This window comes from Allofournierella sp. (assembly GCF_017889395.1).
Lineage (GTDB): Bacteria > Bacillota > Clostridia > Oscillospirales > Ruminococcaceae > Allofournierella.
Map to the genome: position 1 here is coordinate 19,741 of NZ_JAGHKE010000071.1, position 13,548 is coordinate 33,288.

The window sequence follows — 13,548 nt, forward strand, 5'->3', positions numbered from 1 at the left end:
GGCGGCGGGGTGCAGCCTGCGCCCCGCCCCGTATTTTCAATTCCCCAAGTGAAAAGGAGTGTATTCACTATGAAGATCAGCGATTCTCAGATTGACAACCTGGTTGGCCTGCTGGACGGCTACGCCGAAAAGGGCGGCCATCACCTGAACGTGAACGTGTTCACCAAGGAGACCCTGCTGGATGCGCAGGCCCATCCCGAAAAGTACCCCCAGCTGACCGTGCGCGTGTCCGGCTACGCGGTGAACTTTAACAAGCTCACCAAGGAGCAGCAGGATGAGGTCATCAGCCGTACCTTCCACGAAGGCATGTAAGATGGAAACCGAACAAACCGCACCGCTCACCGGGCGCATCCATTCGGTGGAAAGCTTCGGCACCGTGGACGGGCCGGGCATCCGGTTCGTGGTGTTCTTTCAGGGCTGCCCCATGCGGTGCGCCTTCTGCCACAACCCGGACACCTGGGCCTTTTCCGGCGGCCAGATGATGACCGCCGACCAGCTGCTGGACCAGTACGAGAAGAACAAGAGCTTTTATAAGGGCGGCGGCATCACCGCCACCGGCGGCGAACCGCTGGCCCAGCTGCCCTTTCTTACCGAGCTGTTCCAAAAGGCAAAGCAGCGGGGCATCCACACCTGCCTGGATACAAGCGGCATCTTTTACACCGACAAGAAAAAGGACCGGTTCGCGGAGCTGTTCGCGGTCACCGACCTGGTGCTGCTGGACTTCAAGCACAGCGACGAGGCGGGCCACAAGGCTCTGACCGGCCAGCCCCAGGCCCCGGTTCTGGCCTTCGCCGCCGCGCTGGAGGCAGCGGGCGTGCCCATGGTGGCCCGTCATGTGGTGGTGCCCGGCCGCACCGACGGCGAAGAGCACCTGCACCGGCTGGGCCGGATGCTGGGCGGCTACCGGAACCTGAAGGGTCTGGAGGTGCTGCCCTACCACACCATGGGCGTGAACAAATACAAGGCCCTGGGCCTTACCTACCCCCTGGAAGGGGTGCCCGCCCTGGAAAAGGCAGCCGCCGCCAACGCCCGGCAGATTCTGCTGGACGAGATCCGCGCTGTGCGCGCCGGGCAGGCCAAGCCCTGACCGTTTCTTCAAAACAGAAAAATCCCCCCGAATGGCAGATGTGCCGTTCGGGGGGATTTTTTGTTGTGTGATCGATTCAGGGGCATTGCAGCCGCAGGCCCCGGCGCTGGGTGTAGTATTCCAGTGCGTCCCGCACCGTTTTTTCCGGCCAGCCGGTGGCCTCCGCCAGCTGCCAGGGCTCGGTGTAGCCGTCCGCCACCAGCGCCTGCAATTCCGAAAAGGGCAGGTAGTGCTCGTAGTGCCAGCGGTTGGCCCGGTCCTCGTGCTGGGCCACCAGCTCGAAGGGGCTGTGCACCGCGTGGGTGGCCCCGGTGGCGCAGTGGCCCACCTCATGGGCCAGGGCGGCAGCGTAGTCCGCCATGGTCTCGAACTGGTCAAAGTCCAGAAAAATGCCGTAGCGGCCGTCCATTTCCAGGGTGGCGGCGTCTGCAAAGCCGATGGAATAGGGTCCTTGCTTTCGTTGTGCAAGGCATAGGTGAAGTCGTCGAAGGTGACGGTGGGCATACCGTAAAGATAGTTCATGTCCACCCCGAACAGGGCCGCAATGGCCTCCATGGTGGCGGTGTCCGGCTCGCGCTCGCCCCGCTCATACATGCTGATGGCGCTGCGGCTGATGCCCAGACGCTCGGCCAGCTGGGGCTGGGTGAGCCCCTTCTGCAGCCGAAGCTGCTTTAAGATGGATGCAAATTGACCCATATGATCGACTCCTTTCCGGTTTCTGTATTGATGATAGCACGAAATGTGGATTTTGTAAAGAAAATATTCACAAAGGGTGTTGACACGATTCGTGAATTGATGTAGAATGAATCCACCGAAGAAACCGGAAGATTTTTCCATAAAATCCGGTTCGGTGTATTTTTTTATTTTATAAAGACACGAAACGTGACTTTATAAAAAGAATTATTTATTATACCACAAAAAGTGCCCGATATCTCGGGCCGCAAAGGAGGGCGATGCGGTGGGAAGCTGGCAGGGCCTCGGGCCGAACCGGGGCCGATTTGTGAACGGGGCCGACGGCTTTGCCGTCGCCTGCCAGGGCTGCGGCATCCTGCAATGGGATGAGCGGGCGGCAGAGGCGGCGGAGTTCAGGGCCATGCTGGTGGAATGGTATTTTTCCGGCAACTGGATCTGGAAGGAGGACGAGCATGAACACGAAATGGACCTGGCGGGGCTGCGAGCGCTGCCAATGGAAGCGGGACGGCGAGGGCAACTGCCTGCTGCCGGTGTGTATGAAGCAGGTGTACAGAGGGAGGAAAAAGCGGAATGAACAGCAGAGCCGAGACTTTGGAATTTTTGCGCAGTTACCAGACCCAGCTGCACGAGGCACGTCTGGTGAGCGAGCAGCTGCGGGAGCTGGAAGCGGTGATCACCCGGATCACCCCCTATCTTGGCCAGGGGGTGCAGGTGGTGCGGGGGCCGAATCTGCATAAGCTGGAGCAGAGCGTGGAGCGGCTGGAGGCGCTGCGGGGGGAATTGGCCCAAAAGCTGGACGCGGCGGCCAAGGCCCAGGCCCGGGTGGTGGTGGCCATCGAGCTGCTGGAGGACGAGCGCACCCGCCAGATGATGCGGGCACGCTATCTGCTGGGCAAGACCTGGGTGGAGATTGGCCAGATGCTGGACATGGACGAGCGCTGGCTGCGCCGCCAGCATGATCGGGCGCTGAAGTGCATCTGTATGGGGGAAGCGCACCCGGCGGCATGAAACCGCGAAAAGCCCGGTCAAAAGGTAAAATTGACCCGGAAAACCCGGAAAAAAACAGGATTTGACCCTGGAAAGCCCGGTTCGACCCGTGCTATCCTGTATCATGAGGAAAGTAGGCGGCGGGGCCCGGAACAAAAACCGGGCTCCCCGCCTTTTTCCATCCAAATTTTTCAGGAAAGGAGTGTGAGTGCCGATGGCCGCGCGCAAAAAAGAGGACCCCGCCCAGCGGCTGCGCCAGGAGCTGATGGCTATTGCCATGGGAGAAAAGGCCTACCCGGAATACGGCAAGAACGGCGAGGAGATGATGCAGCTGCCCAGCCTTGCCAGCCGGATGAAGGCCATGGAGATGCTGGCAAAGCTGCTGGATGCCCCGACGGCCCAGCCCGTGCCCCGGGTGGTGCTGGTGGATGACATCCAGTGAACGCCGGGCGCTGGGCGGGCTGATCGCCCCGGCCTTCCATGAGGCCCACAAGGCGGTGCGCCGGGGTCAGGTGGGGGAGTTGGTGCTCACCGGCGGGCGGGGCAGCGCCAAAAGCAGCTGTGCGGCCATTGAGCTGCTGGTGCAATTGATGCGCCACCCGGACTGCCACGCCGTCGCCCTGCGCCGGGTGGGCCGGACCCTGCGCACCAGTGTGTGGAGCCAGCTGCTCTGGGCGCTGGAGCGGATGGGGCTGGACGGGGAGTTCGAGGCCAATGTGAGCCGGATGGAGCTGGTGCGAAAAACCACCGGCCAGTGCGTCTGGTGCTTCGGGCTGGACGACGCGGCCAAGCTGAAGAGCATCAAGCCACCCTTCGGGTACATCGGCGCGGTCTGGTTTGAGGAGCTGGACCAGTTCTCCGGACCGGACCAGGTGCGCAGCGCCGAGCAGAGCCTGCTGCGGGGTCAGGGGCAGAGCCTTGTGATCAAGAGCTTCAACCCGCCCCCGCTGCCCTCCAGCTGGGTCAACCGGTATGTGCGCCAGCCAAAGCCCGGCATGCTGGTGGTCCATTCCGACTACCGAAGCCTGCCGCCCCACTGGCTGGGCGAGCGCTTTCTGCAGGAGGCAGAGCATCTGCGGCTCACCAACGAGCGGGCCTACCGCCATGAATACCTGGGTCAGGTGGTGGGCAGCGGCAGTCTGGTGTTCGAGAATGTGAAGCTGGTCCCCATCCCGAAAGAGGAAATTGCCCGGCTGGAGCGGCGGTACCACGGGGTGGACTGGGGCTGGTTCCCGGACCCCTGGGCCTTCAACAGCTGCGGCTACGATGCCGCCCGGCGGGTGCTGTACATCTTCGACGAGGCCACCCGCCGCCGCACCTCCAACGCGGACACCGCCCGCATCCTGCTGGAAAAGGGCGTCTGCGCGGGGGACAGCGAGACCCTTATTGCGGACAGCGCCGAGGAGAAAAGCTGCCGGGATTACCGGTCCCTGGGCCTGCCCTGCCGGGGGGCGGAAAAGGGCCCCGGCAGCGTGAAGGCGGGCATGAAGTGGCTGCAAAGCCTGGCGGAAATCCGTATCGACCCGGCCCGCTGCCCGGACACCGCCAAGGAGTTCAGCGAGTATGAGTACGACCGGGACCGCTCCAGCGGCCAGGTGCTGGAGGGCTACCCGGACCGGGACAATCACCACATCGACGCGGTGCGCTACGCCACCAGCCGCATCTGGCGGCGGGCGGGGGGCTGAGCCGCGCCGGAAAAACAGGAAAGGAGAGAACAAATGCGCAAAATGAAGGAATGGTTCTGGCGGCGCTTTCTGCCTGAGTGGGCGCGGGACCAGCTGCTGCGGGAGAACGCGGCACTGCGCAGCCAGCTGGAACGGAAGGACCGGGAGATCGAGCGGCTGGAGGCCTACATCCAGGGCATGCAGGCCGGGGTGCGGGCCCGCAACCGGCTGGCCGCCCGCAGCTGGGAGGTGGAGGAATGAGTGTGTTCGGCGCTGCTCTGGGGCGGCAGATCCACAGCTTTGCCCAGGCCTACCCCGGCGCGCGGGACTGCACCACCGCCGCCATGAACGCCGCCATTGAGGACTGGTTTCGCCTTTACTTTGACCGGGAGGTGACCGACGAGGAGGACCCCTGCCAGCGGCTGCCCTACACGGTGGTGAGCAAGCTGAGCCGCAGCTGCTTTGCCGAGTACCGGGCCGCTGCCGACGGGGGCGAGCCCTTTGTGGCCGGGGTGCTGGCCGGGCTGGACGGGGTACGCCGCAAGGCCATGCAGCTGGCCCTGATCGGGGGTGAATGCTGGCTCAAGCCGGTGCCGGGGCCCGGGGGATTTGGTTTTTCGGTGATGCGGCGGGACATGGTCACGGTGCTGGGCCGCTCGCCGGACGGGGAGGCCACCGCCCTGGGCAGCGCGGAGCTGACCATGGAAAACGGAAAGTTTTATACCCTTTTGGAACGCCGCAGCCTGGATGAGGCGGGCCGTCTGGTGATCGAGAACAAACTCTTTTGCAGCTGGGACGGCCAGAGCATCGGCACGCCGGTGGGGCTGTCCGCCCTGCCCCGGTACGCGGCGCTGGAGCCCAAGGCGGTGGTGGGCGATGTGGGCGGTCTCGGCCTTGTGAGCCTGCGCCTGCCGCTGGAAAACTGCGTGGACGGCAGCCCCGACCCGGTGAGCGTTTACGCCGCGGCGGCGGGGCTGATCCACAACATCAACCGGAACGAGCGCCAGCTGGACCGGGAGTTCGACCACGGCGAGAGCCGGGTGTTCGCCTCGGCGGACCTGCTGGACAAGCGCAAGAACGGCCGCCCGGTGCTGCCGCCCGGCCTCTTCGTGGGCATCGACGACGACATCGCCAACACCGGCGTGACCGTGTTCGCCCCCGCTCTGCGGCAGGAAAGCTTTCTGGCCCGCAAGCGGGAGTACCTGCGCAATCTGGAAAGCCTGATCGGCTTAAAGCGGGGCATTCTGGGCGAGGTGGAGGCCGCACAGCGCACCGCCACCGAGGTGACCAGCAGCCAGGGCGACTACAGCCTGACCATTCAGGAGCTGCAGCAGCTGTGGGAGAGCGCGGTGCGCCGGGCGGTGGCCCTCTGCGGCAGGCTGGGCAGGCTGTACCGGATTCCCGGCGCCTTTCAGCCGGACCCGGCGCGGGCGGTGCGCATCGACTGGGGCAACGGCGTTCTGTTCGATAAGGACAGGGAATGGGCCGACACCCTGCAGCTGGTGAACGCCGGGCTGCTGAAGCCGGAGATCGCCCTGGCCTGGAAATACAGTCTGCCCTGGGAGACTGACGAGGATCTGGCCCGGGTACGCCGGCGGCTGATGCCCGAAAAAAAGGCCCCGAACAACTCATGAAAAACGGCTTGTGGCCCCACAGGGGGCGGCGGGCCTTTTGTTTTGCCCGAAACCCAATGGAACAGGAAAGGAGAAGAACAAAATGCAGGAATGGCTGAAGGAGCTGCTGGGCGAGGCCTACACCCCCCAGCTGGAGGAATCGCTGACCGCCGCGCTGGCCCAGCGCTTTGTGAACAGGGAGGAGCTGGACGCCCGGCAGGCCAAATGGAAGACCGAGCTGGAGACCGCCCGCGCCCAGGCAGCCGACTGGAAGCAGCAGGCCGAGCAGGCCCGCAAGTCGGCGGAGGAGCAGGTGGCGGCGGCCCGCTTTGACGCGGCGCTGGACACCGCCATCGGCAGGGCGGGCGGCCGCAGCGAAAAGGCCATCCGGGCCCTGCTGGACCTGGAGGGCCTGCGCACCAGCGCCGACCCAGAGGGAGCCATCGCCGCCGCACTGGAGCAGCTGGAGCAGGAAAACGGCTATCTCTTCGGCGGCATCACCCCGCCCCCCTACGCGGCGGGCACCGGTGCCAGCGCGCCCGGCGGCGAGCCGGATGAGGTGCTGCGCCGAGCCTTCGGGCTGGGCCGTGTCTGACCGGAGAACACCGGGGCCCCGGGGGCCTCCCGCGTTTTTGCCCCGCTGTTTTATGAGGTTTAAAATAAACAAATTGTATACAACAGGAGGAAAATACACTATGGCTAACAAGATCACTACCGCAGGCAAATTCATCCCTCTGCTGGACGAGGTGTACCGCACCGTGTCCCTGACCGCCAAGCTGGACGGCCCCGAGGAGCTGGTGCGCCAGGGCGCCAACGCCAACGAGCTGATCATTCCCATGATCGAGCTGCAGGGCCTGGGCGACTACGACCGCAACAGCGGTTATGTGTCCGGCGACGTGACCCTGACCAACGAGACCGTGAAATGCAACTTCGACCGGGGCCGCATGTTCACCGTGGACAACATGGACGACGCGGACAGCGCCGGCATCGCCTTCGGCCGTCTGGCGGGCGAGTTCATCCGCACCAAGGTGGCCCCTGAGCTGGACGCCTTCCGCTTCGCCAGCTACGCCTCCAAGGAGGGCGTGACCCAGAAGGAGGAAACCCTCGATGACGGCGCGGCGGTGCTGGCCGCCCTGCGCGTTGCCACCAACGCCATGGACGAGGCCGAGGTACCCATGGAGGACCGCCACCTCTTCATCACCCCCACCCTGGACGGCATGATCGCCGATCTGGACACCACCAAGAGCCGGGAGATCCTGTCCCGCTTTGCCAGCAAGACCCTGGTGCCTCAGACCCGCTTCTACACCGCCATCGACCAGAAGGACGGCCACACCGGCGGCCAGGAGGCGGGCGGCTACGCCAAGGCAGAAGGCGGCAAGGAGCTAAACTTCATGGTCATCCACAAGCCCGCCCTGATCCAGTTTGAAAAGCACGTGGCCCCCAAGATCGTGACCCCCGACCAGAACCAGGAGGCGGACGCCTACAAGTACGGCTACCGCAACGTGGGCGTGGCCGACGTGTACAAAAACAAGCTGGCCGGCGTGTACGCCAGCAACAAGCCCGCTTGAGCCTATGGTGGAGTACGCATTTTACCGGGACGTTTGGGCCGGTGAGATGACCGAGCAGGAGTTCGCGGCGGCCGAGCGGGCCGCCGCGGCTCAGCTGGGGCGCTACAAGCGCATCTACCGGGTAACGGCCCCGGAGGAAAACAGCGAGGCCCTGGCGGTGTGCGCCATGGCCGAGGCGATTCACTTTTATGAAGCGGCGGAAAACGGCCAGCTGCTGGCCGGGATGCAGCTGGGCAGCCTGAGCCAGACCAGCGCCGCCCCCGCGCCGGATGTAAGCCCCGCTGCCAAAAGCCGGGAGCTCTACCGCTGCGCCGGGCTGTATCTGGACATCCGGCGGGATGAACAGGGGGTGGCGGCATGCGGCTGACCGGGGGCTTGCCGGACTATCGCTTCTGCACCGATACCGTCACGGTGTATCATGCGGCGTTCCGGCCGGAATTTTCCTGCCGCCGCACGGTGCTGAAAGGAGTCTGGCTGGATAAGCGAGATTCCGGCGGGGCGGATGCCATCGGGGCCACCGTCCAGCGGTACTGCTTTCTGCTGGCGCCCTGCGGCGGGCAGTGGCCCGTCTGGCGGCCCGGCGGCGAGGGCGCGCAGCCGGGGGAAAGCTGGTTCTCGCTGGAGCCGGGGGACCGGGTGCTGCCCGGCGAGGGCCCGGAAATCGAGACGGCGAACCAGTGGCGGGCCTTTGTGCCCGCGGCGGTGCCGGGCCTTGCGGTGATCCGCGAGGTGGCGGCCAAGCAGCTGGGCGGACAGGTGCGTCACGTGGAGGCCCAGACCGAATGGTACAAAAAATGGTAAAGGAGGGAAACAGCATGCTGGAACAGCTGCGCAAATGGCTGGAAGGCTGGCCCGGCTGGGACAGCACACCACAAATTGCCATCGACGGGCTGGACCTGGCGGGGGGCGCGGTGTCGCTGCGGCCGGGCGGCGCGTCCGAGAGCAGTTTTAAAGAAAACATCCTGGGCGGGGGCCGGCTTTCCACCAGCTACCGGTTCTGGCTGGAGCTGCGGCTGGAAAAGCCGGTGGGCGACCCCGGCGCGGGGCTGCACAATGCGGCCCTGGTGCTGGCTTTGCAGGACTGGGTGAACACCCAGAACGCCCGGGGCCGGGTGCCCCTGCTTTTTGAATCCGGCCGCCAGAGCCTGCGGGCCATGGGTGCCGGGCTGCAGCAGGCCGGGCCGGATGGCCTGGCCCGCTACCGGCTGGAGCTGGTGGCGGAACACATCACCGAACTGAAAGGAGAAACAGATGGAGAAGAACAAGAAGATTGAGCGCAAGTGGATGGCCCACTACATCGACGCCGCCGAGCCCGGTGCGCTGGAGGGCAGCCCCAACTATGTGCGGCTGGGTAAGGATCTGGAGGAGTACAGCCCCGAGCTGAGCGCCAACGTGGAAAAGACCCGGAACATTCTGGGCGAGACCAGCACCCTGGTGACCAGCTACGAGAAGAGCGGCAGCGTGGAGACCTACTACGCGGTGGTGGGCGACCCCCTGTTTGAGCGGCTGCAGGGCATCGTGGACGAGTGCAAGATCCTGGACGGCTGTAACACCACCGTGGTGGAGGTGCACATGTGGGAAGAGGAGGACCCGGAAAGCGGCTTCCCCGCCGTGAAGGACGACGCGGTCATCGAGGTGAGCAGCTATGGCGGCGATTCCAATGGCTACCAGATCCCCTTCAACATCCATTACAAGGGCGCGCCGGTGAAGGGCCACTTCAAGGCGGACACCAAGACCTTTACCCCGGCCGAGGAGTAAGCCGTTTATCTGCCCCGCCCGGGCGGTTTTTTACAGCAACGTGGCACAGAACAGGGAGGAGTACAAATGCAGGAATTGAACATCGACACCGGCGTGCGGGAATATCGGATCAACGGCGGCGGGGTGCTGCGCTTCAACCCCAGCGACCCCAACGTGTACAGCCGGTTTTTGCAGGCGGCGGACCGGATCGCCGCCATTGAACAGGAAATGGCCGAAGAGGGCCGCGCGGCCCAGGCCACCGGCCAGAAGGCGCTGGAGCTGCTGGCAAAGGCCGACCGGTCGGTGAAGGAGGTGCTGGCCTGGGTGTTCGGCGAGGAAAATGACTTCGACCGGCTGCTGGGCGGCGTGAACCTGATGGCGGTGGCCGCCAACGGCGAGCGGGTGGTGACCAATCTGTTCGCGGCGCTGCAGCCCCAGGTGCAGGCCGGGGCCGAGGCCTTTCTGAGCGCGAAGGCCGAAGCCCTTGCCGCCGCCGCGGATGCCCGGGAGGCCGCCCGTCAGGAGGCGGCCCGGTGACCGGCTGGGACCTGCCCGAGACGCTGGAGATCGCCGGACGCAGCGAGCCCATCCGGGCGGACTTCCGGGAGGTGCTGGAGGTCATCCGCCTGCTGGACGATGCCGCCGAGCCGCCCGAGGCGCGGGCCTTTCTGGCCATGGGGGTGTTTTACCGGAAGTTTGCCGCCCTGCCTCCGGCGCTGCGGGGGCAGGCCATGGAGGCCATGCTCCGGTTTCTGGCGGGCGGCGAAGAGGACAGCGGCCCGGCGGGTCCCCGGCTGCTGGACTGGCAGCAGGATCTGCCCTTGATCGTGGCGGACGTGAACAAGGCGGCCGGGTGCGAGATCCGGGCGCTGCCCTTCGTGCACTGGTGGACTTTTCTTGCCTGGTTCGGGGCCATCGGGGAGGGGCAGCTGTCCGCCGTGGTGGCCATTCGGGACAAGCTGCGCCGGGGCAAAAAGCTGGAGGGCTGGGAGAGGGAATTTTATCAGCGCAACCGGGCCCGGGTGGACCTGAAGCCCCGCTACACCCCCGAGGAGCTGGCTGAGCGGGAGCGGCTGAACCGGCTGCTGAACGATTGAGAAAGGAGGGAAACGAATGGACAAGCAAACAACCTGGCTGGACCTGCTGGTGGGCGACGCCAGGCAGGCCGAGCGGGACACCCGCAGTACCGTGATGAAGCTGGCGGCGGATTACCGCAAACTGGGGCTGGACCAATCCGCCGCACTGCGGCTGGCCTGGCAGCAGGTGAAGGCCGCGCAGGACGAGGCCGCGTCCAGTGCCGGGCAGCTGTTGCAGGTGATGCAGGGGCAGCTGGGCGGGCTGGGCCAGGTGCTGGCGGGCTTTGCCGAGGGGCTGCGCAAGGTGGCCGAGGGGGTGCGCTGGCTGCTGTTCGGTGACGAGGCAGCTTCGGCCGAGGCGCTGGCCCAAAGCAGCCGGGATGCCGCCAAGGGCCAGCAGACCCTGACCAAGAGCACCAAGGCCGCCGCCAAGGCGGTGGCCCGCACGGTGCTGGGCATCGACGAGCTGAACCTGGTGCAGCAGCAGGCGGGCAGCGGGGGCGGTTCCTCTTCCGGCGGCAGCACCGGCACCGCGGGCGAAGAGGTGGACGAGGCGCAGAAAAAATGGATCGGCCTTGTGAACCTGCTCCGCCCAGTGCTGGACGAAGTGAACCGGCTGTTTGCCCCCAGCATCGCGGCCTGGAGCAAGGCCTTCGGCCAGCTGGCCCGGGCCGCCCAGAGCGCCTGGACCCTCATCCGGGACAGCGCCCTGGAATTGTGGGACACCGCCCTGCGTCCGCTGGGGGAATATCTTCTGGGGGAGTTCATCCCCAATATCGTGAACGCCTTTTCCGAGACCTTCGCCCCCATCGTGGGCGCGGTGGGCGAGCTTTTTCTGGAGCAGTTCGCCCGGAACTTCTCGCTGGGCTGCCAGCTGGTGGGCGACGCCATCCAGAATTATCTGATGCCGCTGCTGGGCTTTTTGCAGCAGGTGGTGCAGGATATGCTGGCCGCGGTGAGCGAGGCCTGGGCGGTGTACGGCCAGCCCATTCTGGACCGGATGGCCCAGGGCTTTGAGCAGCTGCGGAACTGGGTGCAGACGCTCTATTACGAGCTGATCCGCCCGGTGCTGGATGAGCTGATGGCCCGGCTGCAGGAGCTGTGGGAGGAGCATCTGGCCCCCCTGTGGGAAAACCTGACCCTTTTGTTCGGCGCGGTGATGGAGCTGATCGCCATGTTGTGGACCGATGCCCTTCTGCCGCTTTTGCAGAACATCACCGATCTTTTTGCGCCGGTGGTGGCTGCGGCAGTGCAGTACGTTGTGGACAGCTTTTTCAACGGGCTGGGGACCATCGCCAAGGTGGCGGACGGCATTGCCGGCGTGCTGCGCGGGCTGTGCGAGTTCGTGAGCGGTGTATTCACCGGCGACTGGGACCGGGCCTGGCATGGCCTGAGCAACATCTTTGAAAGCGTGTGGGACACCATGGTCGGCGTGGCAAAGCAGGGGGTGAACGGCATCATCGACCTGGTGAACGCCATGCTGCGGGCGCTGACCGGCGGCATGAACGCGGTGATCGACCGGCTGAACGGCATCGGGGTGGAGATCCCCTCCTGGGTGCCGGACTACGGCGGCCAGCGCTTCGGCGTGAACCTGCCCCGGGTGCCGGAATACCAGATTCCCCGGCTGGCAAAGGGCGCGGTGCTGCCCGCCAACCGGCCATTCCTGGCAGTGGTGGGCGACCAGCGGCGGGGCACCAACGTGGAGGCCCCGCTGGAGACCATCCGCCAGGCGGTGGCGGACGTGCTGGGCGGCGCGGGCGCGGCTCAGCTGTATGTGAGCCAGCCCATCGAGGTGAAGCTGGACGGCCAGGTGCTGTACCGCGCCATGGCGAAGATCGAGGCCAACCGGGGCGCGCGCATCGGCGGCGCCTTCGCCGAGGCCTATTGATCAGGATGCAGGAAAGGAGGTGGTGCCTATGGAGGGGCAGGCCCCGGCGGGGGCGAAGCAGGACCGAACAAAAATCAATCGAACAAAACAACAATTACACAAAAAAGGAGAACTGAATTATGGCTATGAATACCGGCGTTTATCCCGTATACGAAAACAAGTTTAAGGTGGGCACCGAGGGCCGTGCAAGCGAAGAGGGCGATATGGTCGCCATTGCCGAGCTGGAAACCTTTGAGGTGAGCATCGACGGCAACACCGTGGAGTGGAGCCCGATGGAAATGCAGTGGTGACCGGCAAAGCACTGACCATTACCCTTACCGGCAAGCGCTGCCTGGGCGATGCGGGCAACGATTACGTTGCCCAGAGCGCCTGGGCCACCGGCGACGGCTGCGCCAGCAAGTTTGAGTGGGAGTTCCCCAGCGGCGCAAAGCTGGCCTTCGACTGCGTGCTGAACGTGACCAATCCCGGCGGCGGCGAGAGCCGCGACGTGGCCATTCTGGAGGTGGAAGTGATGAGCGACGGCAAGCCCACCTTCACCCCTGCACTGGAAGGCTGACCGACAGCCTGAGGAAAACCGAAAACGCCCGGGGGCCATCTGCCCCCGGGCACTGATTGAAAAAGGAGTGTAAAACAAATGGCAAAACTGTATACCCTGGACGAAAAGCTGCTCACCGACGCCCCGGAGATCCGGGTAAAGGACAAGCTGTACCCGGTGGACAACCGCCAGAAAACCGTGCGCAAGCTGATGCAGATCAACACCGACCAGATGGACGGCAGCCAGGTGAGCGAGCAGATGGACCAGACCCTGAAGCTGGCCCTGGGCGAGAAAGCCTTTGCGGAGATCGACAAGATGGACCTGCCCTTTCCCGCCTATCAGAAGCTGTTCGAGCTGGTGATGGCGGCCATGACCGGCGAGGAGGAGCAGGAGATGGAGCAGCGATTTCAGCAGGCAAAGCACAGCGCCCGGGCCTGAGTGGTATGACCTGGAATTCGACGCGCTGCTGATCGAGCAGAGCATCGCCAAGCAATATGGGGTGCTGCCCCATTTGCAGGGGGAGCTGAGCTGGCCGGAGTGGAGCAAGCTGGTGAGCGGCCTGATGGACGACACCCCTCTGGGCCGGGTGGTGGCGGTGCGCAGCGAGCGGGACCGAAAAATGCTGGAAAAATTCACCCCACAGCAGCGGAAAATGCGCAGCGAGTGGGCAGCGTTCCGGGCCAGAAAGGCAGCCAAAGCC

General features: G+C 65.1%; 21 protein-coding genes and 2 pseudogenes. 21 read left to right on the forward strand and 2 right to left on the reverse strand.

The genetic code is table 11. The features are described from left to right. The first annotated feature begins 69 nt into the window (after positions 1-69). Together grcA3 and pflA are read left to right on the forward strand one after the other, a co-directional pair. Entirely contained in the window at positions 70-312 is a 243-nt protein-coding gene (gene grcA3 / locus J7G73_RS09685; RefSeq protein WP_058964204.1) for an autonomous glycyl radical cofactor GrcA3, read from the forward strand. 1 nt (position 313) lies between these two features. After that, positions 314-1,087 (forward strand): pyruvate formate-lyase-activating protein, encoded by a 774-nt coding sequence (gene pflA / locus J7G73_RS09690; RefSeq protein ID WP_291246092.1) that lies wholly within the window; start codon positions 314-316, stop codon positions 1,085-1,087. 76 nt (positions 1,088-1,163) lie between these two features. Here pflA and J7G73_RS09695 read toward each other — a convergent pair whose 3' ends face one another. After that, a complete protein-coding gene (locus J7G73_RS09695) occupies positions 1,164-1,496 on the reverse strand; it encodes an ImmA/IrrE family metallo-endopeptidase (protein WP_291246093.1) in 333 nt (110 codons plus the stop codon). A 158-nt stretch (positions 1,497-1,654) separates the two neighbouring features. Beyond that, positions 1,655-1,924 (reverse strand): annotated as a pseudogene (locus tag J7G73_RS13735) (helix-turn-helix domain-containing protein); the annotation flags it as partial. A gap of 121 nt (positions 1,925-2,045) precedes the next feature. Here J7G73_RS13735 and J7G73_RS09705 point away from each other — a divergent pair. The 19 genes and pseudogenes from J7G73_RS09705 to J7G73_RS09790 form a co-directional block, all read left to right on the forward strand. Continuing rightward, a complete protein-coding gene (locus J7G73_RS09705; protein ID WP_291246094.1) occupies positions 2,046-2,354 on the forward strand; it encodes a hypothetical protein in 309 nt (102 codons plus the stop codon). After that, positions 2,351-2,788 (forward strand): hypothetical protein, encoded by a 438-nt coding sequence (locus J7G73_RS09710; protein ID WP_087295391.1) that lies wholly within the window; start codon positions 2,351-2,353, stop codon positions 2,786-2,788. Before J7G73_RS09705 ends, J7G73_RS09710 begins: the two co-directional genes overlap by 4 nt. A gap of 193 nt (positions 2,789-2,981) precedes the next feature. Then, entirely contained in the window at positions 2,982-3,209 is a 228-nt protein-coding gene (locus J7G73_RS09715) for a hypothetical protein (protein ID WP_087295393.1), read from the forward strand. After that, positions 3,196-4,452, forward strand: a complete 1,257-nt coding sequence (locus J7G73_RS09720; protein WP_291246095.1) for a PBSX family phage terminase large subunit — start codon at positions 3,196-3,198, stop codon at positions 4,450-4,452. Before J7G73_RS09715 ends, J7G73_RS09720 begins: the two co-directional genes overlap by 14 nt. A 33-nt stretch (positions 4,453-4,485) precedes the next feature. Then, entirely contained in the window at positions 4,486-4,692 is a 207-nt protein-coding gene (locus tag J7G73_RS09725; RefSeq protein WP_087183829.1) for a hypothetical protein, read from the forward strand. Further along, positions 4,689-6,065, forward strand: coding sequence for a hypothetical protein (locus J7G73_RS09730; protein ID WP_291246096.1), 1,377 nt, complete (start codon positions 4,689-4,691; stop codon positions 6,063-6,065). Before J7G73_RS09725 ends, J7G73_RS09730 begins: the two co-directional genes overlap by 4 nt. Positions 6,066-6,147: 82 nt before the next feature. Continuing rightward, positions 6,148-6,639 (forward strand): phage scaffolding protein, encoded by a 492-nt coding sequence (locus J7G73_RS09735; protein ID WP_291246097.1) that lies wholly within the window; start codon positions 6,148-6,150, stop codon positions 6,637-6,639. A gap of 100 nt (positions 6,640-6,739) precedes the next feature. Next, positions 6,740-7,612, forward strand: a complete 873-nt coding sequence (locus J7G73_RS09740; RefSeq protein ID WP_291246098.1) for a hypothetical protein — start codon at positions 6,740-6,742, stop codon at positions 7,610-7,612. A 4-nt stretch (positions 7,613-7,616) separates the two neighbouring features. Beyond that, positions 7,617-7,979 (forward strand): hypothetical protein, encoded by a 363-nt coding sequence (locus J7G73_RS09745; RefSeq protein WP_291246099.1) that lies wholly within the window; start codon positions 7,617-7,619, stop codon positions 7,977-7,979. Next, entirely contained in the window at positions 7,970-8,413 is a 444-nt protein-coding gene (locus J7G73_RS09750) for a hypothetical protein (protein WP_291246100.1), read from the forward strand. Before J7G73_RS09745 ends, J7G73_RS09750 begins: the two co-directional genes overlap by 10 nt. 14 nt (positions 8,414-8,427) lie before the next feature. Next, a complete protein-coding gene (locus J7G73_RS09755; protein WP_291246101.1) occupies positions 8,428-8,886 on the forward strand; it encodes a hypothetical protein in 459 nt (152 codons plus the stop codon). After that, positions 8,864-9,370 (forward strand): hypothetical protein, encoded by a 507-nt coding sequence (locus J7G73_RS09760; RefSeq protein ID WP_291246102.1) that lies wholly within the window; start codon positions 8,864-8,866, stop codon positions 9,368-9,370. The genes J7G73_RS09755 and J7G73_RS09760 overlap by 23 nt, the downstream gene beginning before the upstream one ends. A 66-nt stretch (positions 9,371-9,436) precedes the next feature. Next, positions 9,437-9,886, forward strand: coding sequence for a hypothetical protein (locus J7G73_RS09765; RefSeq protein WP_291246103.1), 450 nt, complete (start codon positions 9,437-9,439; stop codon positions 9,884-9,886). Beyond that, positions 9,883-10,446 (forward strand): Gp15 family bacteriophage protein, encoded by a 564-nt coding sequence (locus J7G73_RS09770; protein ID WP_291246104.1) that lies wholly within the window; start codon positions 9,883-9,885, stop codon positions 10,444-10,446. The genes J7G73_RS09765 and J7G73_RS09770 overlap by 4 nt, the downstream gene beginning before the upstream one ends. Positions 10,447-10,462: 16 nt before the next feature. After that, entirely contained in the window at positions 10,463-12,313 is a 1,851-nt protein-coding gene (locus tag J7G73_RS09775; RefSeq protein ID WP_291246105.1) for a hypothetical protein, read from the forward strand. Between the two features lie 119 nt (positions 12,314-12,432). Beyond that, a complete protein-coding gene (locus J7G73_RS13740) occupies positions 12,433-12,603 on the forward strand; it encodes a hypothetical protein (RefSeq protein WP_367113982.1) in 171 nt (56 codons plus the stop codon). After that, the gene (locus J7G73_RS13745) at positions 12,600-12,869 is read left to right on the forward strand and encodes a hypothetical protein (protein WP_367113983.1); all 270 of its coding nucleotides are present in this window, start codon (positions 12,600-12,602) and stop codon (positions 12,867-12,869) included. Before J7G73_RS13740 ends, J7G73_RS13745 begins: the two co-directional genes overlap by 4 nt. Positions 12,870-12,947: 78 nt before the next feature. Continuing rightward, positions 12,948-13,286, forward strand: coding sequence for a hypothetical protein (locus tag J7G73_RS09785; RefSeq protein WP_087295421.1), 339 nt, complete (start codon positions 12,948-12,950; stop codon positions 13,284-13,286). A 43-nt stretch (positions 13,287-13,329) separates the two neighbouring features. Further along, positions 13,330-13,548: pseudogene (locus J7G73_RS09790) on the forward strand (Gp15 family bacteriophage protein); the annotation flags it as partial.